Annotated in this window: 28 protein-coding genes; 22 read left to right on the top strand and 6 right to left on the bottom strand. The window is 58.2% G+C overall.

The features are described 5' to 3' along the window. Positions 1–6: 6 nt before the first annotated feature. Both aceF and lpdA read left to right on the top strand, forming a co-directional pair. Positions 7–1,668 (top strand): dihydrolipoyllysine-residue acetyltransferase, encoded by a 1,662-nt coding sequence (gene aceF, locus LN050_03830; protein ID UFS56979.1) that lies wholly within the window; start codon positions 7–9, stop codon positions 1,666–1,668. An 11-nt stretch (positions 1,669–1,679) separates the two neighbouring features. Further along, positions 1,680–3,479, top strand: coding sequence for a dihydrolipoyl dehydrogenase (gene lpdA / locus LN050_03825; protein ID UFS56978.1), 1,800 nt, complete (start codon positions 1,680–1,682; stop codon positions 3,477–3,479). A gap of 222 nt (positions 3,480–3,701) precedes the next feature. Here lpdA and LN050_03820 read toward each other — a convergent pair whose 3' ends face one another. From LN050_03820 to LN050_03805, 4 genes are all read right to left on the bottom strand, one after another. After that, positions 3,702–4,025: a YadA C-terminal domain-containing protein gene (locus LN050_03820; GenBank protein ID UFS56977.1), complete on the bottom strand. Its 324-nt coding sequence runs from the start codon at positions 4,023–4,025 to the stop codon at positions 3,702–3,704. Positions 4,026–4,216: 191 nt separating this feature from the next. Continuing rightward, positions 4,217–5,551: a sensor histidine kinase gene (locus tag LN050_03815; GenBank protein UFS56976.1), complete on the bottom strand. Its 1,335-nt coding sequence runs from the start codon at positions 5,549–5,551 to the stop codon at positions 4,217–4,219. 56 nt (positions 5,552–5,607) lie between these two features. Beyond that, positions 5,608–6,297 carry a response regulator transcription factor gene (locus LN050_03810; protein ID UFS56975.1) on the bottom strand — a complete coding sequence of 230 codons (690 nt, stop codon included), beginning with the start codon at positions 6,295–6,297 and terminating at the stop codon, positions 5,608–5,610. Beyond that, on the bottom strand, positions 6,294–6,623 hold the full coding sequence (locus tag LN050_03805; protein UFS56974.1) for a PepSY domain-containing protein: 330 nt from the start codon (positions 6,621–6,623) through the stop codon (positions 6,294–6,296). Before LN050_03805 ends, LN050_03810 begins: the two co-directional genes overlap by 4 nt. Positions 6,624–6,789: 166 nt before the next feature. Here LN050_03805 and LN050_03800 point away from each other — a divergent pair, with 166 nt between their 5' ends. The 3 genes from LN050_03800 to LN050_03790 all read left to right on the top strand — a co-directional run bounded on the left by LN050_03800 (position 6,790) and on the right by LN050_03790 (position 8,428). Then, positions 6,790–7,188, top strand: a complete 399-nt coding sequence (locus LN050_03800; protein ID UFS56973.1) for a DUF1924 domain-containing protein — start codon at positions 6,790–6,792, stop codon at positions 7,186–7,188. 25 nt (positions 7,189–7,213) lie between these two features. Further along, a complete protein-coding gene (locus tag LN050_03795; GenBank protein UFS56972.1) occupies positions 7,214–7,759 on the top strand; it encodes a diheme cytochrome c in 546 nt (181 codons plus the stop codon). Between the two features lie 213 nt (positions 7,760–7,972). Further along, complete coding sequence (locus tag LN050_03790; protein ID UFS56971.1) at positions 7,973–8,428, top strand: hypothetical protein; 456 nt, start codon at positions 7,973–7,975, stop codon at positions 8,426–8,428. A 33-nt stretch (positions 8,429–8,461) separates the two neighbouring features. Here LN050_03790 and LN050_03785 read toward each other — a convergent pair whose 3' ends face one another. Continuing rightward, on the bottom strand, positions 8,462–9,580 hold the full coding sequence (locus tag LN050_03785; GenBank protein UFS56970.1) for an alkene reductase: 1,119 nt from the start codon (positions 9,578–9,580) through the stop codon (positions 8,462–8,464). A gap of 211 nt (positions 9,581–9,791) precedes the next feature. On the opposite strand from LN050_03785, the gene LN050_03780 reads away from it, so the two are divergent. Next, complete coding sequence (locus LN050_03780; protein UFS56969.1) at positions 9,792–10,388, top strand: hypothetical protein; 597 nt, start codon at positions 9,792–9,794, stop codon at positions 10,386–10,388. Between the two features lie 60 nt (positions 10,389–10,448). On the opposite strand, the gene arsH is transcribed toward LN050_03780, so the two are convergent. Beyond that, positions 10,449–11,153: an arsenical resistance protein ArsH gene (gene arsH, locus LN050_03775; GenBank protein ID UFS56968.1), complete on the bottom strand. Its 705-nt coding sequence runs from the start codon at positions 11,151–11,153 to the stop codon at positions 10,449–10,451. Between the two features lie 133 nt (positions 11,154–11,286). Between arsH and LN050_03770 the strand changes: the two genes are divergently transcribed. The 16 genes from LN050_03770 to LN050_03695 all read left to right on the top strand — a co-directional run bounded on the left by LN050_03770 (position 11,287) and on the right by LN050_03695 (position 23,574). Further along, complete coding sequence (locus LN050_03770) at positions 11,287–11,793, top strand: arsenate reductase ArsC (protein UFS56967.1); 507 nt, start codon at positions 11,287–11,289, stop codon at positions 11,791–11,793. Positions 11,794–11,879: 86 nt separating this feature from the next. Continuing rightward, entirely contained in the window at positions 11,880–12,233 is a 354-nt protein-coding gene (locus LN050_03765) for an FKBP-type peptidyl-prolyl cis-trans isomerase (GenBank protein UFS56966.1), read from the top strand. Positions 12,234–12,239: 6 nt separating this feature from the next. Beyond that, complete coding sequence (locus LN050_03760) at positions 12,240–12,896, top strand: cupin domain-containing protein (protein UFS56965.1); 657 nt, start codon at positions 12,240–12,242, stop codon at positions 12,894–12,896. Between the two features lie 117 nt (positions 12,897–13,013). Next, the gene (locus LN050_03755; protein UFS56964.1) at positions 13,014–13,178 is read left to right on the top strand and encodes a hypothetical protein; all 165 of its coding nucleotides are present in this window, start codon (positions 13,014–13,016) and stop codon (positions 13,176–13,178) included. A gap of 20 nt (positions 13,179–13,198) precedes the next feature. Then, complete coding sequence (locus tag LN050_03750; GenBank protein UFS56963.1) at positions 13,199–13,660, top strand: hypothetical protein; 462 nt, start codon at positions 13,199–13,201, stop codon at positions 13,658–13,660. 78 nt (positions 13,661–13,738) lie between these two features. Further along, positions 13,739–14,281 carry a DUF2796 domain-containing protein gene (locus LN050_03745; GenBank protein ID UFS56962.1) on the top strand — a complete coding sequence of 181 codons (543 nt, stop codon included), beginning with the start codon at positions 13,739–13,741 and terminating at the stop codon, positions 14,279–14,281. Continuing rightward, positions 14,278–14,982, top strand: a complete 705-nt coding sequence (locus tag LN050_03740) for an ABC transporter ATP-binding protein (protein ID UFS56961.1) — start codon at positions 14,278–14,280, stop codon at positions 14,980–14,982. The genes LN050_03745 and LN050_03740 overlap by 4 nt, the downstream gene beginning before the upstream one ends. Further along, on the top strand, positions 14,979–16,235 hold the full coding sequence (locus LN050_03735; GenBank protein ID UFS56960.1) for an ABC transporter permease: 1,257 nt from the start codon (positions 14,979–14,981) through the stop codon (positions 16,233–16,235). The genes LN050_03740 and LN050_03735 overlap by 4 nt, the downstream gene beginning before the upstream one ends. Continuing rightward, positions 16,232–16,792, top strand: a complete 561-nt coding sequence (locus LN050_03730; protein UFS56959.1) for a DUF3299 domain-containing protein — start codon at positions 16,232–16,234, stop codon at positions 16,790–16,792. The genes LN050_03735 and LN050_03730 overlap by 4 nt, the downstream gene beginning before the upstream one ends. Before the next feature lie 196 nt (positions 16,793–16,988). Further along, entirely contained in the window at positions 16,989–17,870 is an 882-nt protein-coding gene (locus LN050_03725; GenBank protein UFS56958.1) for a LysR family transcriptional regulator, read from the top strand. Positions 17,871–18,028: 158 nt separating this feature from the next. Further along, positions 18,029–18,826, top strand: a complete 798-nt coding sequence (locus LN050_03720; protein UFS56957.1) for a putative hydro-lyase — start codon at positions 18,029–18,031, stop codon at positions 18,824–18,826. 47 nt (positions 18,827–18,873) lie between these two features. Next, positions 18,874–19,839 (top strand): TRAP transporter substrate-binding protein, encoded by a 966-nt coding sequence (locus tag LN050_03715; protein UFS56956.1) that lies wholly within the window; start codon positions 18,874–18,876, stop codon positions 19,837–19,839. A gap of 87 nt (positions 19,840–19,926) precedes the next feature. After that, positions 19,927–20,451: a TRAP transporter small permease gene (locus LN050_03710; protein ID UFS56955.1), complete on the top strand. Its 525-nt coding sequence runs from the start codon at positions 19,927–19,929 to the stop codon at positions 20,449–20,451. 8 nt (positions 20,452–20,459) lie between these two features. Further along, entirely contained in the window at positions 20,460–21,752 is a 1,293-nt protein-coding gene (locus LN050_03705) for a TRAP transporter large permease subunit (GenBank protein ID UFS56954.1), read from the top strand. 32 nt (positions 21,753–21,784) lie between these two features. Then, positions 21,785–22,510, top strand: a complete 726-nt coding sequence (locus tag LN050_03700) for an allophanate hydrolase subunit 1 (GenBank protein UFS56953.1) — start codon at positions 21,785–21,787, stop codon at positions 22,508–22,510. Beyond that, the gene (locus LN050_03695; GenBank protein ID UFS56952.1) at positions 22,507–23,574 is read left to right on the top strand and encodes a biotin-dependent carboxyltransferase family protein; all 1,068 of its coding nucleotides are present in this window, start codon (positions 22,507–22,509) and stop codon (positions 23,572–23,574) included. The genes LN050_03700 and LN050_03695 overlap by 4 nt, the downstream gene beginning before the upstream one ends. The last annotated feature ends 2 nt before the right edge of the window (positions 23,575–23,576 follow it).

Raw genomic sequence — 23,576 nt, 5'->3', positions numbered from 1 at the left:
ATCACGATGTCATTGATTCAAGTAAGCGTTCCCGATATTGGCGACTTCGACGAAGTCGCTGTGATTGAGCTGCTGGTGGCTGTGGGCGATACGGTAGACAAAGACCAGTCTTTGATCACCGTAGAGTCTGATAAAGCCTCAATGGAAATTCCGTCCAGCCACGCCGGTGTGGTCAAGTCCATCAGCGTAAAGCTGGGCGACAAGGTCAAGCAAGGCGTTGTGCTGCTTGAGCTGGAGGGCGAGGGCGCGGCACCGGTTGCTGCCCCTGCTGCACCAGTGGCCGCTCCAGTCGCTGCACCTGTAGCCGCTCCAACTGCAGCGCCCGCTGCGGCGCCAGCGTCAGCCAGCAACACCCCGGTAGAGCTGCGTGTGCCAGATATCGGCGACTTTAAAGATGTAGCCGTGATTGAGCTGTTGGTTGCCGTGGGTGATACCGTGGCTGCTGAGCAGTCGCTGATCACAGTAGAGTCTGACAAAGCATCCATGGAAATTCCAGCCAGCCATGCGGGTGTGTTGCAAAGCCTTAATGTGAAGCTGGGTGACGTGGTCAACATCGGTGACCTCATAGGCATGGTACTGGCCAGTGCGCCAGCTGGTGCGGCTGCGGCCTCTGCAACTGTTGCCGCGCCTGCCGCGGTGCCTGCCGCAGCACCTGCTTCATCCACCGCTGTTGCTGCGACTGCTGCCGTTGTGGCGGCAACGCCCTCACACAACCCAACGGTTGCGCCAAGTGGCAAACAACCCTATGCATCGCCTTCAGTGCGCAAGATTGCGCGCCAGTTGGGTGTGCCACTTGAAGAGCTCAAAGGCACTGGCCATAAAGGTCGCATCACTACTGACGACGTACACAACTTCACCAAAGCCGTGATGGCCGGTGTGGCGCAAACGGCAGCTCAGGCTGCTAAAGGCGGCAGCGGTGCAGCAGACGGTGCGGGGCTGGGCTTGCTGCCTTGGCCTAAAGTTGACTTTGCCAAGTTTGGGCCCGTTGAGCGTCGCGACATGTCGCGCATCAAAAAGATCAGTGGTGCCAACTTGCATCGCAACTGGGTCATGATTCCGCACGTCACCAACCACGACGATGCAGACATCACAGAACTAGAGGCTTTCCGCGTTTCTACCAACAAAGAGAACGAAAAGTCTGGTGCCAAAGTCACCATGTTGGCCTTCCTCATCAAGGCCAGTGTTGCCGCGCTGAAGAAGTTCCCAGAGTTCAACAGCTCGCTGGACGGCGACCAGTTGGTCATGAAGCAGTACTTCCACATTGGCTTTGCGGCCGATACGCCCAACGGCTTGGTTGTGCCTGTGATCAAAGACGCCGACCAGAAAGGCGTGATGCAAATCAGCGCCGAGATGGCCGAGCTGGCCAAGAAAGCCCGAGACGGCAAGTTGGGCCCCGCAGACATGAGTGGCGCTTGCTTCACCATTTCCAGCTTGGGCGGTATTGGTGGGCGTTACTTCACGCCCATCATCAACGCGCCAGAGGTGGCTATTTTGGGCGTATGCCGCTCCAACATGGAGCCGGTGTGGAACGGCAAAGAGTTTGTGCCGCGCTTGATGTTGCCGCTGTCGTTGTCGTGGGACCACCGCGTCATTGACGGTGCATCGGCTGCGCGCTTTAACGCCTACCTGGGCCAACTCATGGCGGACTTCCGTCGCATCTTGCTGTAAGGGGCGATGTTATGGCATTGATTGACGTACAAGTTCCAGATATAGGCGACTTTGATGAAGTCGCCGTGATTGAATTGCTGGTAGCCGTGGGCGACACGGTTGCGGTTGACCAGTCTTTAATCACCGTAGAGTCTGACAAAGCCTCTATGGAAATTCCATCCAGTCACGCTGGTGTGGTCAAGTCACTGAGCGTCAAGCTTGGCGACAAGGTCAAGCAAGGCGTGGTGTTGCTTCAGGTCGAAGCAGCCGCAGGCGCTGCAGAGCCTGCACCGGCCCCTGCGGCTCCAGAATTTGCTGCCGTGCCCGCACCCGCCAAAACCGACGTGGCTCCTGTGGTGGTAGCCGATGCGCCAGCAGATACAGACTGCGACTTGTTGGTGCTGGGCGGCGGCCCAGGTGGCTACTCGGCAGCGTTTCGCGCCGCTGACCTGGGCTTGAAAGTCATTCTGGTTGAGCGCTACGCCACCATTGGCGGCGTGTGTTTAAACGTGGGTTGCATTCCATCCAAGGCCTTGTTGCACGTGGCAGCGGTGATGGACGAGGTCAAACACTTTGAAGAGTTGGGCGTGACTTACGCCGCACCTAAAGTAGACATTGACAAGTTGCGCGGGCACAAGGAAAAAGTCATTGGCAAGCTCACGGGCGGCCTGGCTGCCATGGCCAAAATGCGCAAGGTAGAAGTGGTGCGCGGCGTGGGCAGCTTTACGGGTACGCACAGCCTGGACGTTGCGCTGACCAGTGGCCCCAAACAAGCCGTTACTGGCGAGAAGCGCACACTCAAGTTCAAGCGCGCGATTATTGCAGCGGGCTCGCAAGCGGTGCATTTGCCGTTTTTGCCAGACGACCCGCGTGTGGTGGACAGCACCGGCGCACTCAACCTCACGCGTGTGCCCAAGCGCATGTTGATTGTGGGCGGCGGCATTATCGGCCTGGAAATGGGCACGGTTTACAGCACGCTGGGCGCGCGCCTGGACGTGGTGGAAATGATGGACGGCTTGATGCAAGGCGCAGACCGTGACCTGGTCAAGGTGTGGCAAAAAATGAATGCGCCGCGCTTTGACAACATCATGCTCAAGACCAAAACCGTGGGCGCCAAAGCCACCAAGGCTGGTATCGAGGTGACTTTTGAAGGCGAGGGCGCACCCGCGCCACAAACCTACGACTTGGTGCTGCAAGCCGTGGGCCGTACACCCAATGGCAAAAAAATTGCTGCTGAGGCTGCAGGCGTTGACGTTACAGACCGTGGTTTTATCAACGTCAACATTCAAATGCGCACCAACGTGGGCCACATCTTTGCCATTGGCGACATTGTGGGGCAGCCCATGCTGGCGCACAAGGCGGTGCACGAGGCTCACGTAGCCGCAGAGGTGATTGCGGGTGAGCTGCTGGGTGACAAAACCCTGGCCAGCTCGGCGTTTAATGCGCGCGTGATCCCAAGCGTGGCTTACACAGACCCCGAAGTGGCATGGGTGGGCCTTACCGAAGACCAGGCCAAAGCAGACGGCATAAAAGTCACCAAAGGCATGTTCCCCTGGTCAGCTTCAGGGCGCGCCATTGCAAACGGTCGTGACGAAGGCTTTACCAAACTGCTATTTTGCGCAGACACGCATCGCGTCCTTGGCGGCGGCATGGTGGGCACACACGCTGGCGACATGATTGGCGAAGTGGCCTTGGCCATAGAGATGGGCGCAGACGCTACCGACATTGGCAAAACCATTCACCCCCACCCAACTCTGGGCGAGAGTATTGGTATGGCCGCTGAAGTGGCACACGGCTCTTGCACAGACTTGCCTCCCACTAAAAAGCGCTAACCGCAAGCCGCGCCTGGTAACTGGGCGCGGCTTGGTGCGGTTTGATGCCGTTGTTTTAGTAGAGGCATGGCCTGATCTACCGCGCGGGTAGGGCGTGCATGCCAATCACACCCTTGCCAGGCGCTTACTTGCTGGCCAGTTTTTCTACCTGGGCCATGAGCGCTGCCATGCGGGCGGCTTGCGCTGCTTTTTCTGCCGCCTGCTGCCGCTTGAGTTCGTCAATCACTGCTGCTTGAGCTTGGCGTTTTCTACTGCTTGCACACTGAGCTGATCCTGCAACGCCACCACTTGCTGGCCTTGGGCTGGTGTGCTTCGGTTAGAGCCGCCCCATGAGTAGCTGAAACCTACGCCCACTGTGGCCTTGCCATTGCTGCCAGTGGCCGCTGCCGCCTTGAAGGTGGTATTGGCACTGAGCCTGTGCTGGAAGCCAATGGCTAGCGCGTTCTTGCCGCTGTAGGCTCCTACACCTGCAGTAAAGCCGCTGTCCGCGCCTGCTGGCAATGCCGGCAGGCTGGCATGCTGGCATGCTGGCCATGGCTGCCACATTGGCAATGCCTTGGCTTAGGCGCTGGTCTACGCGGTCTAGCTGGCGCTTGTTCACGGCGTCGTAGGAGGCATGTTTAAAATAGCCTTAAAGTTTACACAAAATCCATAAAAATAAAATAAATTATTACTTTTTTGACGTTTGGTTGTTTTGCCGTAGTGGTGCTGGGTGGGCAGCCAGCGCGGCAGGCGCGCTAGCTGGTGGTGCTGCGCAGGCGAGCGGGCAGCGTTAGCGTTGCTTGCAGGCCGCCCAGGGTACTTGGGCCTAGTTGCAACTTTCCGCCGTAAGTGGCGGCCAAGTCTTGTGTGATGGTCAAGCCCAGGCCGCTGCCAGATTGTTGCTCGTCCAGTCGTACGCCGCGTTGCATCACGTGCTGTATGTGTGCGGCGCTGAGACCTGGGCCATCGTCCTGGATGGTGATTTGCAGTTGGTTGGCGTGTTGGTACGTAACACTGATGTGCACCGTGTGTGTGGCCCACATACAGGCGTTGTCCAACACATTGCCCAGCATTTCTTGAAAGTCTGGTGCTGCTCCAAGAAAGTCAATTTGTTGTGTGGGTCTGACCCACTGAATGTTGAGTTGCTTGTTGGCGTGTACCACGCGCATGGCGCGTACCAGGCTATCAACCATGGGTGTCGCGGCGATGGCTTCGTGTATTTGCTGGTGTGCTGCGGCGGCTCGTGACTTGGCGAGGTGCCAGTCAATTTGTCGCTTTGCTTGGGTGACATGTTCGCGTACGGTTTGTGCCAAAGGGTGGTCACCATAAAGCTGTGCTGCCTGTTGCATGACGCTTAGTGGTGTTTTGACGCCGTGTGCCAAATTGCCAGCCTGTTCGCGCGCCAGCAGGGCCGATGTGTGCTGGTGTTGCAGCGCAAGATTAAAGTCGTCTACCAGGGGCTGAAGTTCAGTGGGGTAATACCCTTCCAATGCGTTGCTATCTCCCCGCTTGAGCCGGTCCAGGCCTGCTTGCAAACTGTTAAGCGGTGCCAAGCCCAAGCGCAGCTGGAACCAGCTCAGCGCCAGCATCAACAGCAGCAGCAGCGCCATGGCCACGGTCAGTGCGGTGTCAAACGACTGCATGGCACTGTGTACGCTGGCGTGGTCTACCGCGACGCTGATGTACCAAATGTCGTTAACCGCGTCTATGGGGTGGATGCTGCGCGTTAGCACCAGCAGTGTTTGTTTCTTTGGCCCTTCACTTTGAGCGAGCCAGACGCCAGTCTCACCATACGCTGGCGCGCTTACTGGCAGTTGCGCGTCCCATAACGACCTGGAGCGCAAGGTGTGTTCGCCGTTGGCCTGTGTGAGCTGCCAATACAAGCCCGAGTAGGGTTGCGTCCAGCGTGGGTCAGTGAGTTGCAGGTCGTCCAGCGTGGCCGTGGCGTTGGGGGTGAGCGTGACCTGCGCGGTGACGTAGTCTAGGTGGCGAAGCAGTTCTGTGCGTATTTGCTGCTCGACTTCTTGTTCAAACAAGCGCGATAGCGTCCAACCGGTGGCGCCAAGGGCCACCAACAGCCCTATAGCCATGACTGCCATCAAGCGTTGCCGCAGGGCCCATGGTGGCGTGGGGCGCATGGGGTGGTTCAGGGTGTGCCCTCGCAGGTGGTTGCAGTGGCAGGGCAGGTCATGCGGTAGCCCATGCCTCTGACGGTTTCAATGTTGTGGTGTTTTAGCTTTTTTCTGAGTCGCGCGACGAACACTTCAATGGTGTTGGAGTCGCGGTCAAAGTCATAGGCATACAAGTGCTCGACCAGCTCGGCACGCGTGACCATCTGGTTGGCGTGCAGCATGAGGTGGTGCAGCAGTTTGAACTCTTGCGCTGTCAGGTTAATGCTTGCGCCTGCATGTTGAACGCTTCCTGTGCGGGGGTCTAGTTGTGTGTCGCCGCAGCTTAGCGTTGGCGTAGCAATGCCTTGGCTGCGCCTAATCAGCGCGTGTAAGCGAGCCACCAGTTCTTCGCTGTGAAAGGGTTTGGTGAGGTAGTCGTCGGCGCCGGCGTCAATGCCGGCTACTTTTTCGCTCCAGTGGTCACGGGCTGTGAGCAGCAGCACGGGCAAATGTATGCCCGCTGAGCGCCATTGCTTGAGCACGCTCAAGCCATCAAGCTGGGGCAAGCCCAGGTCCACGATTGCAGCTTGGTAGTGTGCGTGCAGCCCTTGGTGGTGGGCGTCTACACCATTGTCGACGGCGTCTACGGTAAAGCCTGCCTTCACCAGGGTTTGGCTCAGGCCTTGGCGCAAGTAGGTGTCATCTTCGGCTAGTAGCAATTTCATGGTCGTTTGCCTTTGGACCGTACGCTCAAATCAGTTGCGTTGACTTCGAGTTTGATCAGCGCGCCTCTTGGGCTGACCATTTTGATTTCGTAAACCCATTGCGCGTGCTCACGCTCCAGTTCAACTTTAATCACGCGCCCTGGGTATCGCTGCGCGACCATGTTGAGTACGTCACTCAAGGGGTGAATGTCGCCAGCCAATAACGCGGCTCTTGCTTGGTAGTGGTCGTCGTCATCGTCAGCAAGTGCGGGTAAGCCAAGGCATGCGCCCAAGACCAAGGCTAAGCACAGTTTCCATGCGGGTGACACGTTGCAAAAGCGGGACATCGCCCTATTATCGCCACGCTGTCTGAACGGTAGATGAATGCCTTGTTCAAGTTGCGTTCAGTGTCTTGCAGGCAGTATTGGCCCACGTTGGCATGCGGCACTGTTGTGGGCTGCCGGCGCGCAATAACGCAGGCCTTGGCCTGCCCAATAAAGGGAGTGTAAGAGCATGTATTCAATCAAACAGAAGGTGATGGCGCTGGCCTTGTCTGGTGTGAGCCTTTGTAGCGCTGCGGGCGACACCACGCCGCAACAGCAGCTGCAGCGCTGGGAAACGCAAGCGGGTGCATCCGCCAGTGCGGTGCGAGGCGAGGTGTTTTTTACGACCAAGCGTCTACACGACTGGTCGTGCGCCACCTGCCATAACGCGCCGCCCAACCGTGCGGGTGAGCACATCAAAACCAAAAAGACGCTCAGGCCGTTGGCGCCTGCCTTCAATGACCGTTCGCTCACGCAGCAGAGCAAAGCCGATAAATGGTTTCGCCGCAACTGCAACGACGTGGTGGGGCGCGAGTGCAGCGCTCAGGAAAAAGCCGACGTCATCGCCTATTTGCTGTCCGTCGAATAACTGTATTTTTTAAAGGAGAACTGCGATGCATTTACCAACTTGTATGCGAGAGGCGACACGCCGATTGCGCCCTTTGGCTGTTGCCAGTGTGGTGGCCTGCGCCACTGTGGTCAGCGCGCCTGCCTGGTCTGGCCCGGATGTGCGCAACGTGCCCATGCCCAAGGAGTACGCCAATGAGTGTGCGGCCTGCCATATGGCCTACCCACCTGGTTTGCTGGGTGCGCCGGCATGGGGCCGCATCATGGGCGGCTTGGACAAGCACTATGGCAGCGATGCCTCGCTGGATGCCGATACGGTGCGCAAGCTCAGCATGTGGTTAGAGGCCAACGCCAGCCGCCGCCGCGATATGCAAAACCCGCCTGAGGATCGCATCACCACCAGTGAGTGGTTTGTGCACGAACATCGCCAATTTACGCAGCAAGACTGGGCCCACCCCAGTGTGGGCGGTGCCAGCAACTGCATGGCCTGCCATCAAGGTGCGGACCGTTATGGCTTTGACGACGACAATGTGCGCCTGCCAGTGGGTGTGGGGCGCAACAGCTGGTGGCGCGGGGAGGGTGATCATGACTGATGTATCTTCAAAGCCTAAGCAAAGGCGTGTTGTCAGTGCGCCCGTGCGGGCCAGCCATACGCTATTGGCGGTGGCTTTTGCTGTGGCTTATCTGACCGGTGACTCTGACTTTTGGCAGACCGAGCATGTGGTGATGGGCTACACGGTGTTGGGCGTGGTGGCGATGCGGCTGCTGTGGGGCCTATTTGCGGAGCGTAGCGAAAAGCCTGGTGTGTGGACTTCTCGCGCATACGCCAGTGCAACGGCGCTGAAAGGGGCGGCGATCAGTTTGCTGAAGGCGCCCACGCAGGGGGTAGCCTGGAGAAGGTCGCTCAGCACTTGGTCAACTTGTCTGTTGTGTTGCTGTTGATTGCCTTGCTTGCTACGTCCATCAGTGGCTATGCCATGGGCCTTGACTGGGGAATGGGCGGGCTGGAGGATGGGCTGTCCGAGGTGCACGAATTATTCTCGACAGTCTGTGTGGTTGCGCTGTGTGTGCACCTGGGCGGCGTGTTGGTGCTTGCCTTGTACCGAGGCGCTGCCTGGCCCATGCGCATGTGGCACGGGCGGGTGGCTGGTAACGGCCCAGACCTGATCAAGCGCAACGCCTTTTGGGTGGCGACGCTGATGGTGCTGGCCACAGTGGCGTTTTGGGTGGCGGGTTTGACAGGTTGGGTGTCGCTTGTGTGAGCCCGCAGGCTACCCGGCGCTGGCGGTGCAAGCTCAGCCAGTGAACGCGTGGTAGTTGGTGTACCCGTTGCTGTCGCCGCCATAAAACGTTGGCCTGTTGTAGGGCGTGAGCGCTTGGCCGCGTTGTATGCGGCGGGGCAAGTCGGGGTTGGAGATGAAGAAGCGGCCAAAGGCGATGGCGTCGGCGTCACCTTTGGCCACGGTTTGCGCTGCGCTGTCCGGCGTGAAGTTGCCTGCGGTGATCAGCGCCTGGTCCCACAAGGGGCGCAAGGTGGCGCAGCCCGAGGGCATGTTTTGGTGGTCAACGTCGCGCTGGCCAGCACCAGAGGCGCGTGGCTCAATCAGGTGCAAGTAGGCCAGTTTGAGCTTGTTCAGTTCGGTGGTGATGGTTTGGTACAGAGCCAGTGGCTGGGTTTCACCAGAGTCATTGGCTACGCCAAATGGCGATAGGCGAATGCCCACCTTGTTTGGGCCCAACTCGGCGGCGAGCAACTCGGCAATTTCCAGTGGCAGACGTATGCGGTTGGCCAAGCTGCCGCCGTAGCGGTCCTGGCGTTGGTTGCTGCGCTCAATCATGAACTGCTCTAGCAAGTAGCCGTTGGCGCTGTGAATTTCCACGCCATCAAAGCCTGCGGCCATGGCCCGCCTGGCAGCGGCTACATAGGCCAGCTTGACTTGCGCAATGTCGTCAAGAGTGAGTGCGCGTGGCACTTCAAAGGGTGCGGGTGTGAAGTCTGCGGTCAAGGCGTTGCCCTGGGCGGCGATGGCTGAGGGCGCAACCGGTGCCTGTGCACCCGGCTGGTGTGACGAGTGAGAAATACGCCCCACATGCCACAACTGCAAAAAGATACGCCCACCGCGCGCGTGCACGCCGTCTGTTACCAGCTGCCAACCCGCCTGCTGCGCGTCTGTGTGTATGCCGGGTGTGGCGGGCATGCCTTGCCCCTCAGGCATGACCTGCGAGGCTTCTGCAATGATGAGTCCGCCTTCACTGGCGCGCTGCGTGTAGTACAGCGCATTGAGCGCGTTGGCCTCATTGCCGGGGCGGCTGGCGCGCATGCGGGTGAGTGGCGCCATCACAATACGGTGCTGCAGTGGCGTGTCGCCAATGGTGAACGGGGTGAATAGCGCGGCGGTGGCTGGGTTAGACAAGCGGTTCTCCAAAGCGTGGTTGACAGGGGGCTGATTGTCGCCCAGCGCTTAAAAAAGTGCTGTCACAGTGGTTGTTGCCTCAAGAGCGGGGTTGTTGGCGCATACACTGGTGCTGTTGTGCTGCGTTAACGCCAAGGTCATTGCCGGTGGGCGCACTGTGCAGTTTTGAGTGGTGTGCGTTGTGCGTTGTTTGTATGGTGGGAGTGCGTGTATGCGGCGGTTGTTATGGGTGGTTGTGGTTGTGGGCGCTTTTGTTGCTGCGGCTTTTGCGTGGAGTCAAATGAAATACCAGCACATGCATGGCCAACACCACATGGGTGGTGAGGGCCACGCCGGTGGTGCGGCCATGCACGATGAGGTGAACATGCCGGGTTTGCATGGCAAAGACACCACAGCGGGGGAAGTGGCTGATATGGCCGCCATGTTCCAGCGCCACCAATCTTTGCGTCGAACGGTGGAGCATTTGCCAAACGGCATACGCACGGTCACCGAGACCGACGACGACAGCCTGCGTACGCCGCTGGTTAATCACGTGGTGCAGATGTTGGCGCGCCTGCAGACCAAGCGTGATCCGGAAGTGCGCATACAAAGCCCTACACTGACCGCCTTGTTTGAGTATGCCGACGCTATTGAAACCACAATTGCCATGACGCCCACGGGCATTGCTGTTACCCAAACTTCAGCAGATGACGCGGTTGTCAAGCTGCTGCAAACGCATGCGGCAGAGGTGAGCGATATGGCCGCAAGAGGCATGCGCGCCGTGCATGAGCGCTTGGGCAATGACCACTCACACCAACACGGTCAGTAGAGGCGTGTTTCTGAGCAGGCCATGGTTTTTGCACCGTGGGCTGCTGTGCGGCAACGCAGCTTAGGCTTTGTTAACGCGTGCCGATAATTCAGCCGCGGTCTCTTTGCGCTCGCTGTAGCGGTCTACCAGGTAGGGCGACGCATGGCGGGTGAGCAGGGTGAACTTCATCAGCTCTTCCATAACATCTACCACGCGGTCAAAGTAGCTGGACGGCTTCATGCGGTTGTTGTCGTCAAACTCCAAAAACGCCTTAGCCACAGAGCTTTGGTTGGGGATGGTGATCATGCGCATCCAGCGGCCCAATATGCGCAACTGGTTGACGGCGTTAAACGACTGTGAGCCGCCGCTGACTTGCATTACCGCCAGTGTTTTGCCTTGAGTGGGGCGCACGGCGCCAACAGACAGCGGTATCCAGTCAATCTGGCTTTTCATGATGCCAGTCATGGCGCCGTGACGCTCGGGTGAGCACCACACCATGCCTTCACACCACGTGGCCAGTGATCGCAGCTCTTGGACTTTGGGGTGGGTGTCTGGCGCACCGTCTGGTTGTGGCAAGCCAGTGGGGTCAAACACCTTTGTTTGCGCACCCATGGCTTCTAGCAAGCGCGCCGCCTCGTAGGTTAGCAATTTGCTGAAAGAGCGCTCGCGCAGCGAGCCGTACATGAGCAAAATGCGCGGCGCATGGTGGACGTTGCCAGGGCTGGCGAGTTTGTCTGGTGTGGGTATGTCAAAGCACTGCGCCACAAGCTGGGGTAGGTCGGTCATGGTTTGTTTTTTCTTGGGTGTGTGATCAATAATTCGATATTCATTGTATTATTGAAATTAACCGGTTGCCGTCTTGCGTGTGGCCGGACATGTTTCATATTTTTTAAACGTCATTTTTCCCCAGGAGATCAATGTGAACGAGAGCAAGCCCATCAACGTTTTGTTTTTATGCACGCACAATTCCGCACGCAGCATATTGGCGGAAGCCTGTTTGAACAGCATGGGGACGGGGCGGTTTAAAGCGTTTTCTGCGGGCAGCAGCCCACGTGCCAACCAGCAGCCCAATCCCATGGCCTTGGAGGCTTTGCGCAAGGCTGGTATGTCGGTGGACGGTTTGGCCAGCAAAAGCTGGGACGTGTTTGCGCAGGCAGGTGCGCCTGTCATGGACTTGGTGATTACGGTGTGCGACAACGCCGCCGGTGAGGTTTGCCCGTTTTGGCCAGGCCAGCCTGCTACTGCACATTGGGGCTATGCAGATCCGTCTGAGGTGCAGGGCTCGGATGAGGCAAAGGCAGAGGCTTTCAAACAAACGCTGCATGCCATCAAGAGACGCATGGATTTGTTGGTGAATTTGCCAGCTTCGAAGCTGGACAAATTGCTGATTGAGCAATCCGCGCGGGATTTGGCCCAGTCTGATTGATCCGCAGGCGTGACTGGCCCAGCAGGTTATTGGCGTTGGGTGATAATTTGCAGCTTATTGAATGTAGTGACTGACAAAGGACAACCATGAACACGACTTCTACCGGCTTGCAATACAAAGACACCACGGTGGGCACAGGCGACACCGCAGCATTAGGCCAAGACGTGGTGGTGCACTACACGGGCTGGCTTTACGAGGGCGGCGAGCAAGGCGCCAAGTTTGACTCAAGCAAAGACCGTGGTGACCCCTTTGTATTTGCGCTGGGCGCTGGCATGGTGATCAAAGGTTGGGATGAGGGCGTGGCCGGTATGCAAGTGGGCGGTGCGCGCACCCTCATCATTCCGCCAGAGTTGGGCTACGGCGCGCGTGGTGCCGGTGGTGTTATTCCGCCCAACGCCACACTGAAGTTTGACGTCGAGTTGTTGGCGGTACAGGGCTAACAGCGCATGCTGCTGAACGACGACTACACACAGCGCGTGGTGCTGAACAGCCACGCGCTGGAGTGGGTGGCCAGCCCGCACGCCGGTGTTGAGCGGCGCATGCTTGAGCGCATAGGAGGTGAGGTGGCCAAGGCCACTTCTATTGTTCGCTATGCGCCTGGCGCGTCGTTTGAGGCCCACACCCATGACTTGGGCGAAGAAATACTGGTGCTAAGCGGTGTGCTCAGTGACGAGTACGGCGACTACCCAGAGGGCACTTACATCATGAACCCGCCCGGTTCGTCACATGCGCCGCGTACTGAGCAGGGCTGTGAGCTGTTTGTCAAGCTGCGCCACTTGGGCCCGGACCAACAGCAGCGCGAAGTGGTGCACACCAACGCGGCCCAGTGGTTGCAGGGTATGGTGGAGGGCTTGCACGTGATGCCGCTGATGACGCAAGGCCTGGGCTCAACGCTTGTGCGCTGGGCGCCGCAAACTTATTTCAACCCGCATAGGCACTTTGGCGGCGAGGAGATTTTTGTGGTGCGTGGCGTGTTTGAAGACGAGCATGGCCGCTACCCCCAAGGCACCTGGATAAGAGGCCCGCACATGAGCATGCACCAGCCTTTTAGCAAAGAGGGTTGCACCATTTTTGTGAAAACGGGCCATTTGCACACCGATTAACCGCATTGCGCCGCCGCGTGGGGCAAACGGGTTTTATTTGTGTGGCGCAGTGGTGGCGGCATCAAAAACGCAGCGCGCACAGCAATAATGGCGTTCCACTAATTTTCGGAGCCCGCCATGGCCAAAGGTCAGCAAAAAACCAACAAGGAAGCCAAGAAGCCCAAGAAGTCAGCGGGTGCTGACAAGGCGTTGAGCCTCGGCACGTCATCAGAGCCCATGCGTGCACCCATCACCACGTCTGTAGCGCCCAAAGGCAAAGCCAAGAACAAGCCCGCCTTTTAAGCGTGGGCTAAACTATTTGCATGCACGCATACCGTCGCCACGCGCATCAGCTCTACAAGCGCAGCCCCTTGGTCTGGTGTGCGCTTGCGCTGGCGTGTTTGGTGCTGGTTCAGTTGCTGGGGCTGATTCACCAAACCCAGCATGTCCCTCAAAGGGCTACCGCTAGCGCAACCCAGTTTGCTGCCAAGCCTGCCTTGTTAGTGGCCTTTGAACAGGTGGCCACTGACCATGCGGTACACCATTTGCACGGCGAGTATGCCCATGCTCATGCTCATGGTGACGTACTGGACCACGACCAAGGCAGCTTTACGTGCCAGCTGATTGACGTGGCTGCTGGTGCATTTGCCTTGCTCGCTGCTGTGGTTGCCGCCGCAGCATGTGTTGCGTTGTTTGCCTACCCACTGGCGGGCGGCACAGCCTGGCGCATTCAAACGTCATTTGCGCTGTACTGCGCCCGCGCACCGCCTGCACGCTTAGCCTAAATCTGCTGCGGCGTTGGACTCTGTGCCTTTGTGCGAGTCAACGTCTGGATGGACTGTTAAGGAGTAATTGCTGTGTTGATGACGAAACAATTTGTGGCGTGTGCTTTGGTGTGCGCCTTTCCGCTGACAAGCCTTGCCAGTGAGCGCCATGTACATGGCCAGTCAAACATTGAGTTGGTGGTATCTGGCGCCAACCTGTCGCTGCGCTGGGACATGCCTCTGGATACCCTGGTGGGCTTTGAGCATCAAGCTGAAAACAAGGCGCAGCGTGAGGCGCTGGCCAATGCGCAAGCGCAGTTGACAAAGGCTGGGCAGTGGCTTAAGCCCACGCCTGCGGCGCAATGTGTGGTGGCGTCGGTAGACGTTGATGTGCCAGGGGTTGAGGTCCATGAGCATGAAGCGCATGCAGACCATGCAGACCATGACGGCCAAGCCATGCATGCTGATGCGCAGTGGCTGGTTTCTTGGCGCTGCGCCAAGCCTCAAGCGCTGCAAAGCGTTGAGCTGCTGGCCATGAAGCAGTGGCCTGGCATGCAGACTGTGTTGGTGCAAGGTGTGGTTAACGGCAGGCAATTTGCGCGTGATGTGCGCGCACCTGCAAGACTGCTTGCCTTGCCATGACCGCCACACCCAAACTGGCCGTGCATGACCTGCTGTTTGGCTGGACGGCTGATGAACCTATTATTCATGTGCAGTCGCTGCACCTGGGTGCGGGCGACACCGCTGTGGTGCACGGGCCCAGCGGCTGCGGCAAGAGCACGTTGCTGTCGCTGTTGACAGGCGTGCTGCCCCTGCAGCGCGGTGAAGTCTGGATTGCCCAAGAGGCCTTGCATGGCCTCAAACCTGCGGCGGCTGATGCACTAAGGCGCAGGCATGTGGGCTATGTGTTTCAGCAGTTCAACTTGCTGCCTTATCTCAGTGCCCAAGACAATATGCTGCTGCCGTGGCGTATGCGGGACGCGCAAGGACGGCGCCATGAACAAGTGGGCGAGCGCATGCGTCGTTTGTGCGACGCATTTGCCTTGTCGCAGTCTTTATGGGCGCAGCCTGCGGGCAACCTGTCTGTGGGCCAGCAGCAGCGCGTGGCAGCCATTCGGGCGTTGCTGTTGCAGCCCGCTTTGCTGGTGGCAGATGAGCCCACCTCGGCGCTTGATGCGGCCAACAGCCGCGCCCTGATGCAGGTGCTGGTGCAGCAAGCCAAAGACAGCGGCTCGGCCTTGCTGGTGGTCAGCCACGACGCCGCACTGCTGCCTTTGTTTGACCAATGCATTGACTTTAATGCGCATGTGCGTGCGACCACAAAGCAGGGGGTAACAGCATGAGCAAACTTGGTTTGTGGCTGCAACTTGCGATGCACAGCGCGTGGTCTAGGCGCGTTTCTATGGGTTTGGTGGCCGCGTCCATTGCATTGGCGACCACGCTTGTATTGGCCATTCACCAGGTGGGGGCCGATGCGCGCAGTAGTTTCTCCAGGGCAGTGTCTGGGGTTGACTTGATCGTAGGGGCCAAAGCCAGCCCTATTGAGCTGTTGCTCAATACCGTGTTTCAAATTGGACGGGGCACGGCGGTGTTGCCCGAGCAAACGGGTGAGCGCTTGCGTGCCATAGATGGTGTGGACTGGGTTGTGCCTGTTGCCATGGGTGACTTTGTGCGCCGCCAGCCTGTGGTGGCCACCACGCCGGCCTACTTTGAGCACGTGCGTGCAGCGGGTCAAGCCCTGTCACTGGCTCACGGTGTGCTGTTTAACGTGCCTACCGATGTGGTGCTGGGTGCTGCGGCTGCACACAAACTGGGCCTGGGCGTTGGCAGTGCGGTGATGTTTTCGCACGGTACTTTTGGCGGCTTGGCCAAGCGCCACGATCACGTCAGCTTTAAGGTCAGCGGCATTCTGGCGCCAACTGGCGCGCCTATTGACCAGGCGGTGTGGGTGTCGCTGGCAGGGTTTCAGGCAGCACACACGGGCGGCGCGGCCAATAGCTTTGAGGGGCTGATGCAGCAGGCCACGCAGCGTCAGGGCATGCAAGTGAATGCATGGCTACTGGGGCTGACAAGCCCTGCCAAAGTATTTGCGGTGCGCCGCACGGTGCAGGGCATTGACTCACCAGCGCTGAGCGCCGTGATGCCAGGCGTGGCCCTGGATGAGTTGTGGCAAACGCTTGGCATTGTCGAGTCGACCCTGCGCGCAGTGGCTTGGCTGGTGGCGGTGGGTGCAGGGCTTGCGCTGGCGGCTACGCTGTTGATGTCCTTACAAACGCGCAAGCGTGAAATAGCGGTGCTTCGCGCCACAGGCGCATCGTCTGGCGGTCTTATGGTGATGGTGCTGGCTGAGGCCTTGCTAACCTTTGTGCTGGGTACGGCCGCCGGCATTGCGCTGCTGCACGTTTGCATTGCTGTGGGCAGTGAGTGGCTGGGAACGGCCACGGGTGTGGTGTTGACGCACAGCTGGGTCAGTGCCCAAACGGTTTTTGTGTTGGCAGGCTTGCTGGTGATTGCTGTGGCGAGTGCGTTGCTGCCAGCATGGCTAAGCACGCGCAGCTCGCTGGGCGAGGCGCTTAATCCAAGGAGTAGTGGATGATGAATAACCGCCGGATAACGTTGCGCCTGGGCGCGGGTGTTCTTGCAGCCTATCTGACGGCATCTGCCTGCGCCGTCTTGCCGCTGGCAGCGCAGGCCCAAGCCGTGCAGGAGCTGAGCTGGGACGAGTTGGTGCCCACAGGCTGGAAGCCCAGTCCGCACCTGCAAATGTTGGCCAACAAGATATCGTCACTGATAGACGACTCACCGGCTGCCAACAGCTACATGGCAGCGCTGCGCAAGGAATGGGACAACGCGCCCACGCGCACGGACCTGGACGGCAAGCGCATCAAAATACCTGGCTTTGTGGTGGCCATTGACACCGATGTGGGCAGCAAACAGTCCTTTTTGCTGGTGCCTTATTTCGGTGCCTGCGTGCACACGCCGCCGCCGCCGGCCAACCAAATCATTCTTGTGCGCCCTGGCAAGCCGGTTGACTTTCCCACCATGGAGACGGTGTGGGTGCAAGGCATCATCAAGGCGCACCGGTCAACCAACGGCGAGAGCGTGACAGGCTATGAGGTAGAGCAAGCCGAGGTGGTGTTGTACCGCGAGTAGCTGGGGGCGGCGCAGTTGGGGCATGGCTGCTATGCACGGGTGGTGTGGCTTACACAACTGACTCACAGGTCTATCATGCGCCACGCACTTGCAAGCATGGGGACTTGATCGCACACACAGCGGTGCAGGCGTGGTCAATGCGGTGCATGGCGTGCGAACGGCACAATAAGCGCTTGTTTAAACCAGGTGTACACGCATGAACTTGCGATTTGTTGAGTCGTTCTACTGGGTGGTCATGCTTAAAAGCGTGACGCGCGCAGCCGACAAAATGTTTTTGACGCAGTCTGCGGTGTCTAGTCGAATTTCCGCTTTGGAAGACGAGTTGGGCGTGCTGTTGCTGGACAGGCGCGACAAGCAGTTTCGTCTCACGCTGGCGGGTACGCGGTTTTTCAGGCATGCCGAACGCTTGCTGGAGTTGCAACGCGAGGTGAAAGCCGAAATGGGGCAAAGCGAGCGTTTGGCGGTGACCGTGCGCATTGGTGCCATTGAGTCCGTGCTGCACTCTTGGCTGGTGCCCTGGCTTGAGCAGTTGCGCGCAGAGCACCCGGGGCTGTCGCTAGAGTTGTCGGTAGATACCACGCCCACCTTGCTGGACCAGGTCAGTCGTGGTGTGCAAGATTTGGTGTTTGCCGCATTGCCGGCCTCAGGCGAGACTATTTTTACCAAGCCATTTCCCGCTATGGAGATGGCTCTCATTGGTAACAAAACCGCGCATCGCAAGCGTCAATACTCATTAGACAACTTGTGTGACTACGAGCTGTTGACCTTCCAGCGCGGCTCGCAGCCCCATGTGCACTTGGTGGATTTGTTCAATGAGGCCAACAAGTCGCCCAAGCGCATTCACACCATCTCGTCTATTTCCGCCATGGCGCAGTTGGTGCAGGGCGGTTTTGGTATTGCCACGCTGCCTTTGCAGGCGGTGCGCAACCCCATGAGTTTCCCAAACCTCAAGCCGTTGAAGTCTGAGGTTCAGCTGCACCCACTGCCCATACATGCCAGTTACAGGGTTGATCCAACGTCACGTGAGGTTGAGATGCTTGTTGCATCTGCTGCGGCTTTTGTGGCGCAGTTCAAGTAGCCGGGAGCAGCGTTAAAAGGCTAGTTTTTGCAGATTGGGGTAATTACCAATCATAGAAAAATTTGATGAGACCTCAAAAATTTTTTCCGCTTGTGTGATGCGTGGCTTGTACCAATAATGAATTTCGATTGCAACGTTTCATTGATTGGAAGTCATTCATGGGGTCAGCATTAACAGCGCCAACGGATATCGCGGCTTTGCGCCAATCCATTCGCAGTGGCTCATTCAGCGGCAACACCAGCGGCATAGCGGGTAGCCAGTTGCAGGGCAATGTGGTGATACTGCCGCAAGACAGTGCGTCCGATTTTTTGCGCTTTTGCCAAAACAACCGCAGGCCTTGCCCCATCATTGGTTTGAGCGAGCCCGGTGATCCGCATCTGCCGCTGCTGGGTGCTGACATTGATATTCGCACAGACGTGCCGCAATACCGCGTTTGGCGTCATGGTGAGATTGTGGCCACGCCCAGCGATATCTCCTCACTGTGGCGTGATGATTTGGTGACATTCATTATTGGTTGCTCGTTCTCATTTGAAGAAGCCTTGCTTGAGGCCAACGTGCCTGTTCGTCACATAGAGCAGGGCCGAAACGTACCCATGTACCGCAGCAATATTCAAACGGTGGCGGCAGGCCCTTTTGCGGGGCCCATGGTGGTGTCCATGCGCCCCATGCTGGCCAAGGATGCGATCAAGGCGGTACAAATCACGTCGCGCTACCCCGAGGTGCACGGCGCACCTATTCACCTTGGAGACCCCGCACGCATTGGTATTGCAGACTTGAGCAAGCCCGACTACGGCGATGCGGTGGACTTGTATGAGGGCGAAATACCGGTGTTTTGGGCATGCGGTGTCACGCCACAGTCTGCGCTGCTACACGCCAAACCAGACTTTTGCATCACCCACGCGCCTGGCTGCATGCTGATCACGGATTTAAAAAATAGCCAGCTGGCGAGTTTCTGAGTTTTCCGTTCCCCGTTCTCGTTCATATCCATCACTAGGAGACATTTATGAAAAAACAACTCATCACTGCACTTGCGGCCGCTGGTTTTGTCAGCATGGCCAGCGCCCAAACAACCTGGGATTTGCCCACGGGCTACGGCGTCAATACCTTCCAGACGCAAAACGTGCAGCAGTTTGCCGATGACGTGGAAAAACTGTCTGGCGGCAAACTCAAGATCACCTTGCATGCTGGTGGCTCCTTGTTCAAGCAGCCAGAGATCAAGCGCTCAATCCAGGCCGGCCTAGTGCCTGCAGGTGAATTCATCATCTCGGGTTTGAGTAACGAGAACCCTGTGTTTGGCGTGGACTCCATTCCGTTTTTGGCGACCAGCTACCCGGACGCCAAGCGTTTGCTGGACGCGAGCAAGCCTGTGCAAAGCAAGGTGTTGGCGAGCCAGGGTGTGAAGATGCTGTTCTCGGTGCCATGGCCTGGCCAGTCTTTGTACTCTGTTAAAGCCATTAACAGTGCGGAAGATTTCAAGGGCACCAAGATGCGTGCCTACAACCCTGCCACGACCAAAATTGCGCAAATGCTGGGCGCGTCACCAGTGACCATACAGTTGCCCGAGTTGGGCCAAGCCTTGGCCACCGGTGCTGCGCAAAACTTCCTGACCTCAAGCGCCAGCGGCGCTGACGGCAAGCTGTATGAGCAAACCAAGTTCTTCTACCCAGTCAACGGCTGGTTGCCATGCAACGTGACAGCCGTGAGCCAAAAAGCCTTTGACGCACTCGACAAGGCCACGCAAGACGCAGTCCTCAAAGCGGCCGCCATGGCTGAGGCGCGCGGCTGGGCCAAGAGCGAACAGGTCAACACCGACTCCATCAACGTGTTGCGTGCCAACGGCATGACGATTGCTGAGCCGTCTGACAGTGTCAAGGCGGCGCTGGGTGGTATTGGCAAGGAAATGACTGCCGACTGGGCCAAGGCTGCTGGTGCGGATGGCGCGGCTATCTTGTCTGCCTACGGTCAGTAAACTCCAATAGGCTCTTCTTTTTATGAGCCAAGGGCTTGGGTTATGGCACTTTTACCATGATCCAAGCCTTACTTAGGAACTAGCGCTATGCGTGTTTACTTGCTGTATTTTTACAAGTTGCTGTTGGTGCTGGCCTGCATCTCCATGGTGTGTGCCTTGCTTGCCATCACGCTAAATATTGCTACGCGCCTTGTTGACGGCTGGTCTATTACCGGGCTTGATGGCTACGCGGGCTACGCCATTGCCGCCGCTTTGTTTTTGGCCTTGCCTAGTGCTTTTCTGGGTGGCGATCATGTGCGCGTCACCATACTGACCAATAAAGCCCAAGACGTATGGCGCAACGTGCTGGACTATGTGGTCTTGTGTGGCGGTGTGCTGTTGTCCACTTATGTGGCCTGGTTTGCCTGTCGTTTAGTGTGGCAGTCTCATTTGTTTCATGACGTTGCGCCCACAGGTGATGCAACGCCCATGTGGATTCCACAGCTGAGCATGGCGCTTGGCTGTATTGGCCTGGCTGTTGCAGCCTGCCATGCTCTTTACAACAAATACACGCTGGGCCATTTCCTAGATGAGCGCACTGCGCCTTCGGCTGGCCAAGCTGACTTCCAATAAGGCTTCACATGGACGTTGTATTGGCCATAGGCCTCATTGTGTTGCTGGTGGTCATATTGGCCAGCGGCTTTTGGATTGGCATGGCGCTGCTGGCAGTGGGCTTGGTCACTATGCTGTTTGTCAGTCCGCGCCCCGTTGGCGACAGCATGGTGCTCACCATATGGGGTTCCAGCTCCAGTTGGACGCTGACCGCGTTGCCCTTGTTTTTGTGGATGGGGGAAATACTCTTTAGAACCAACCTGTCCGACAACATGTTCAAAGGCTTGTCGCCCTGGTTCAACCGCGTGCCAGGGCGGTTGCTGCACGTTAACGTGATTGGCAGCGCCATTTTTGCAGCGGTATCCGGCTCGTCCGCAGCCACCTGCGCCACCATTGGCAAGATATCCCTGTCTGAGCTTGACCGGCGCGGCTACCCGCCTGCCATGGCGATTGGCTCGCTGGCTGGTGCTGCCACCTTGGGCCTGTTGATTCCACCGTCCATCATCATGATTGTGTATGGTGTGGCTGCCGATGTGTCCATCTCGAGGTTGTTTGTGGCGGGTGCTTTGCCAGGGCTGATGTTGGCGGCGCTGTTCATGGGCTACATTGCCTTGTGGGCTTGGCGTAACCCCTCAGCCATACCCGCTGCTGACCAGGACATGGGCTTTGTTGAAAAACTCAAAGCGTCCAGCAAATTGCTGCCAGTGGTGGGGCTTATCCTGGCCGTATTGGGCTCCATATATACCGGCATTGCCACCGCCACAGAGGCCGCTGCCATTGGTGTTTTGGGCGCGTTGCTGCTGTCCACGCTTGAGGGCAGTTTGTCCTGGTCGTCTTTTACCGAGGGCCTCACCAGCGCATGCAAGGTCTACTGCATGATTGGCCTCATTTTGGCGGGCGCAGCCTTTCTCACACTGGCCATGGGCTTTGTTGGCTTGCCACGCCATTTGGCAGAGTTCATTGGCGCTTTGGGTTTGTCGCCGCTGGCATTGGTAATGGCCTTGACCGTGTTCTTTCTGGTGCTGGGTTGCTTTCTGGACGGTATATCCATGGTGGTGCTCACCATTGGCGTGTTGTTGCCTACTATTCAGCAAGCTGGTCTCGATTTGGTGTGGTTTGGTGTGTTTGTGGTGCTGGTGGTAGAGGTGGCTCAGATTACGCCGCCTGTTGGCCTTAATCTGTTTGTACTGCAAGGTCTGACCAAGCGTGACATTGGCTACATTGCCAGAACCGTCGTGCCCATGTTTGGACTCATGATGTTGGCGATTGTGTTGATTTACTACTTTCCCGGCATTGTGCTGTGGCTGCCCAGTCTCATGTAATGCGTGCTTACCCAACACCTAGGTTGTTGCCTATGGGTGACGCCGCCTGGACGCTTGAACTGGGTGCGCAGGTTGATGCCGACGTGAATGCGCAGTGCGCCGCTATTGCCCAAGCCTTGGAGCAACGCCAGCGTGCGGGTACGCTTCAAGGTGTGCGCGACATAGTGCCTACTTTCCGATCTGTGACGGTATTGTTTGACCCCCTGCAGGCAGATGCGCAGGCCTTGGGCAACACCTTGTTGCAACTGGCCACCACGCCCAATGTTGCACCTGCCAGTGGTCTGGTGTGGCGTTTGCCTGTGTGCTTTGACGAGGAGTACGCGCCAGACCTGATCAACACGGCGCAGCTGCTGGGCATGAGCCCGCAAGCGCTGGTGGATGCTGTGCTGGCGCAGTCGTTGAGGGTTTACGCCATGGGTTTTTTGCCGGGCTTTGCGTATCTGGCCCAGCTCGCGCACACGCTCAAGACATCACGGTTGGCCGTGCCTCGCAAGCGTGTGCCGGCGCAGTCCCTGGCCATTGCTGATGACATGGCGTGTATTTACCCCTGGGATAGTCCGGGTGGATGGAACCTCATTGGCTGTATGCCGCTGCCATTGTTTGACAAACACGGCGGCAACCATGCAGCGCTGCTGAGCGCCGGTGACGCCGTGGGCTTTATGGCGGTTGACAGCCAAGAGCTGCAAGCGCTGCGACGCGCCAAGCTCAGCGTGGCTGATGCACGTGCCCAATACGCGCGACGCGCTTTGAGCGTATGAAGGCCTGCTTTGAAGTCGTGGCTGCTGGCCTGGGCAATACCTTGCAAGATCAGGGGCGTTGGGGCCAACGCCGAGCGGGTGTGCCATGGTCTGGCTTTTTGGATGCGCCTTTGGCCCATGCGGCCAATACCTTGGTAGGCAATCCTGTCCATGAGGTTTGTATTGAGGTGCGCTCAGCCGGGCCCAAGCTGCGTGTGTTGCAAGGCCCAGTATGGTTTGCTTTGGCTGGCAACATAGACGCCATGCTTGTCAGAGCGAGTGGCCTTCAAGAGCAAGTGCCAGCGTGGCAAAGTGTGATTGCCAGTGAGGGCGATAGCTTGCAAGTGGGTGTGGCCCAGGATGCGTGCGCTTATTTGGCGATTGGCGGCGGTGTGGATGTGCCCGCTGATATGGGCAGTCGCTCGACTTACGCCAGCATTGGCCTGGGCGGTGTTAACGGGCGTGCGCTGAGCATGGGTGACCAACTATATACCCACCCCCTTGATGATCGCGTGGTTCGCAACCTCAAGGCCGGCCAATTGTGGCAACCTTGGCCGCGGGATGTCGGCGAGGCTGCCACTGTGCGCGTGATGTTGGGGCCACAAGACGATTACTTTACCGAGCAGGCGCTGCACGATTTGTTTCACAACACCTGGCGTACCAGCGCCGCGCAAGACCGTATGGGTGTGCGTTTGGTAGGGCATACCTTGCAACACCGTGGCGCTGCCGATGTGGTGTCGGATGGCATTGCGCCCGGAGCCATACAGGTGCCCGCCAGTGGTGAGCCCATTGTGCTGCTGGCAGACTGCCAAACCATGGGGGGTTATGCCAAGGTTGCTACCGTTATTTCGGCTGATTTGGCCAAAATGGCGCACATGCCTGCGGGGACTGCATTGCGCTTTGAACGTGTGTGTGCCGAGCAAGCCCATGCGGCTTTGCGCGTCTGCAGTGACCAGTGGCAACAGTGGTGTAGCGGTGTGGTGCCCTATGTGCCGCCAGGCTGGCTGGACGAAGCTGCATTGGCCAGTGCCAATTTAATAAGCGGTGTGGTGCGAGCGCAAGACACCCACTTTGACGAGGAATAAGC

The sequence above is a fragment of the Comamonadaceae bacterium M7527 genome (assembly GCA_021044545.1).
GTDB lineage: Bacteria > Pseudomonadota > Gammaproteobacteria > Burkholderiales > Burkholderiaceae_C > RS62.
Note: the sequence above shows the minus strand (reverse complement) of the source record. Positions and strands in the feature narration are given on the sequence as shown.